This is a genomic window from Nocardioides sp. P5_C9_2 (assembly GCF_054049555.1).
Map to the genome: position 1 here is coordinate 1 of NZ_JBFUMD010000492.1, position 2886 is coordinate 2886.

General features: G+C 66.5%; 3 protein-coding genes. 2 read left to right on the top strand and 1 reads right to left on the bottom strand.

Annotation, left to right across the window (positions count from 1 at the left end; translation table 11 throughout):
• On the top strand, positions 1–913 hold a 913-nt coding region (locus ACXJKL_RS18645), incomplete at its 5' end, for an enoyl-CoA hydratase/isomerase family protein (RefSeq protein ID WP_457208498.1).
• On the opposite strand, the gene ACXJKL_RS18650 is transcribed toward ACXJKL_RS18645, so the two are convergent.
• Positions 903–1841 carry an SDR family NAD(P)-dependent oxidoreductase gene (locus tag ACXJKL_RS18650; protein ID WP_457208499.1) on the bottom strand — a complete coding sequence of 313 codons (939 nt, stop codon included), beginning with the start codon at positions 1839–1841 and terminating at the stop codon, positions 903–905. The two genes, ACXJKL_RS18645 and ACXJKL_RS18650, sit on opposite strands and share 11 nt — an antisense overlap.
• Before the next feature lie 359 nt (positions 1842–2200).
• On the opposite strand from ACXJKL_RS18650, the gene ACXJKL_RS18655 reads away from it, so the two are divergent.
• Positions 2201–2886: glucosyl-3-phosphoglycerate synthase (locus tag ACXJKL_RS18655; RefSeq protein WP_457208500.1), on the top strand; the 686-nt coding region annotated here is incomplete at its 3' end.

The following is a 2886-nucleotide window of genomic DNA, read 5'->3' on the forward strand; positions in this document are numbered from 1 at the left end:
CTCCGGGGCGGGACTGTTGATCGTCGAACCCAGGTCATGGGACGTCGATGTGCAGACTGTGGCGACGTACCTGCGGGAGATCCCGGCTGTCACGCTGCTGGTCGCAGCGCAGTGGCCCGAGGAAGCACGGGATCTGGTCGAAGCCTTCGACGTGGTCGCGGCCAACGTCGCTGAGGCGGCCGCGGTCCAGGACGCCGTCGATCATGCGCCGCTGGGCGCGTACGCCCTCGTCTCGCTGACCCGCGTCTCGGCTTCGTTGCCGGCAGCAGCCGGTATCTGGGGCGAATCGGCGGTCTTCTCCACGCTGATGGGAAGCCATCAGTACGAGGCGTGGCTGAAGTCGAAGCCCGCCCCGAAGGTGAGGGTGGAGCCGGATGAGGTCGTTCTTGTCGAGTCGAGCAACGGTGTCCTGAGCATCACGCTCAACCGACCGGCGACCCGCAACGCCCTCGACTCCCGTCTGCGCGACGCGCTCGTCGAGGCCCTGGAGCTGGCTGAGCTGTCGCCCGAGCTTCGTGTCGAGCTCCGGGGTGCAGGAGCCAGCTTCTCCGCCGGCGGTGACCTGACCGAGTTCGGCTCGGTCGACGACCCGGCCACGGCGCACGCTGTGCGCGGGACTCGTCACCCCGCTCTGTCATTGTCCCGGGTCGCCGAKCGTGTGACCGTCCACGCGCAGGGTCCGAGTGCGGGTGCCGGAGTCGAGCTCTTGGCGTTCGCGGACCACGTCATCGCCAGCCCGGATGCGACGTTCCGACTTCCTGAGATCGCCATGGGCCTGATCCCGGGTGCGGGCGGCACCTGGTCCTTGGTTCAGCGGATGGGGCGCCAGCGGGCGAACTGGTTCATGCTGACCGGCGTTGAGATCGATGCCAACGCAGCCCTGCGGTGGGGGCTCGTCGACGTCATCTGCTGATGCCGACGGACTGCTGTTCCTGCATGCCGAGGAACTTGGCGAACTGTGCAGGGCCGTTGGGCAGGACGTCCACAAAACCGCCCGCTGTGATCTCGTCCCAGTGCGTCCGGACGTCCTCCAGCGTGGCGTCGATCCCCAGGAACGCGCCCCGTGTCTCCGGCAGCTCGGTCACGGAGAAGCAACCGCCGCCGGCGTTGAGGATCGTGCCGTTGGGGGCGTGCTCGCCGACCAGGTGGAGAACTCCTGCTGCGACGGCTTCCGTGGGCAGGCGGTCGGCATCGGACTCGTCCTCGATGATCGTGCCGACGGTCATGCGGGACTGGGCCACAGGCACGATGGTGTTCGCCCGGACGTTCTTGGACTCGCCTTCGATCGCCAACACCTTCATCAGGCCGAGCACGCCTGCCTTCGCGGTCGCGTAGCCGGCTTGGCCGAAGTTGCCGTACGTGCCGTTCTGGGAGGACGTGAACAGAATGCGGCCGTAGCCCTGGTCGCGCATGAGTGGCCAGACCGCGTGGGTGCATCGCAAGGATCCGGTCAGGTGCACGTCGATCACCGCCAGGACGTCTTCGAGCTGGACCTTGTGGAAGGAGCGATCACGCAGGATTCCGGCGTTGTTGATCAGGATGTCGATCCGACCGAACTGGGTGATGGTGTTGGCGACCATGGCCCGGACGCCGTCCGGGTCGGTCACGCTGGCATAGTCCGCGATCGCGGTCCCGCCGGCAGCACGGATCTCTGCGACGACCGCTCCCGCGGTGTCGTCGATCTCGCCGGAGCCGTCAAGGCCCGATCCTGGATCGTTGACCACCACATGAGCACCGCGAGCGGCCAGGGCGAGTGCGTAGGTACGCCCCAGCCCGCGACCGGCTCCGGTGATGATGGCGACCCGGCCGGCGTACTCGTTCCCGTTGTCGGCCAGCGTCATCCTGACTCCTTCTGCAGCTGCTTCGTGCCGCGCTGCATTCCTTGGCTTTGCTGCGGTGGGTTGCTGGTGTGGAGTCCCACCGACCGTCCCATACAGATTGATAATTAAGAGGTTAGCACTAATATAGATAGTTGCAAACGCGTTCATCCGGGTGTGCGGCGGGCCCTGTCCGCAACGTGCACGCTTCGCGGGACTTCGCACCACCTGCTGGTGGCAATGATCTAACGATATGCTCGAGCCATGGCAGGAGTCGGAGCGATCGTGAGCCCTGGCGAGGCGGGTTGGAGCGTGCTGAAGTGGCGCGATGGAGCGCCCCGGAGGCGCCGTACGGGCAGCGCGCCACGGCTGGTGTTGTCCCGGTGAGTGTCGAGGTCGGTCCCGCACTGTTCACCCCCGCCCAGTCGGGCATCAAGACCTTCCACTGGCACGACTGGACGCTTGAATCGCTCCTGGAGGCACGTCGCGGCACGAGCGTGAGCCTGGTCGTTCCAGCCCGGAACGAAGCCGCCACGGTCGGTGACGTGGTGTCACGAGTTCGTGAGGCCCTCGTGGACACCGTGTCTCTGATCGACGAGATCGTGGTGATCGACAGTGACTCCACGGACTCCACCTACTCGGTCGCCTCCGACGCCGGTGCCGTGGTGCACAGGTCTTCCGAGATCCGCCCGGACCTGGGGACGTACCCGGGAAAGGGGGAGGCCATGTGGAAGAGCCTCTTCGTCACCTCCGGGGACCTTGTCGTCTTCATGGATGCCGATCTCCTCGACTGGGACACGCACTTCGTGCCTGGGATCTTGGGACCCCTGTTGTACGACCCGAAAGTCGCGCTCGTGAAGGGCTTCTACGAGCGTCCGGGGGAGGAGGGGCCGTACGAAGGGGGTCGGGTCACCGAACTCGTCGCGCGCCCCCTGATCGCGATGCTCTTTCCTGAGCTGGCGGGATTGGTCCAGCCGCTGGCGGGGGAGTGGGGCATCCGACGGTCGCACTTCGCAGCCATGTCTGTGCCGACCGGGTATGCGGTCGAGATGGCGGCCCTGATCGACAC

What these genes read in the sequence shown, in the direction of transcription:
- ACXJKL_RS18650 (WP_457208499.1), bottom strand. Translation starts at nt 1,841, where the DNA reads ATGACGCTGGCCGACAACGGGAACGAGTACGCCGGCCGGGTCGCCATC.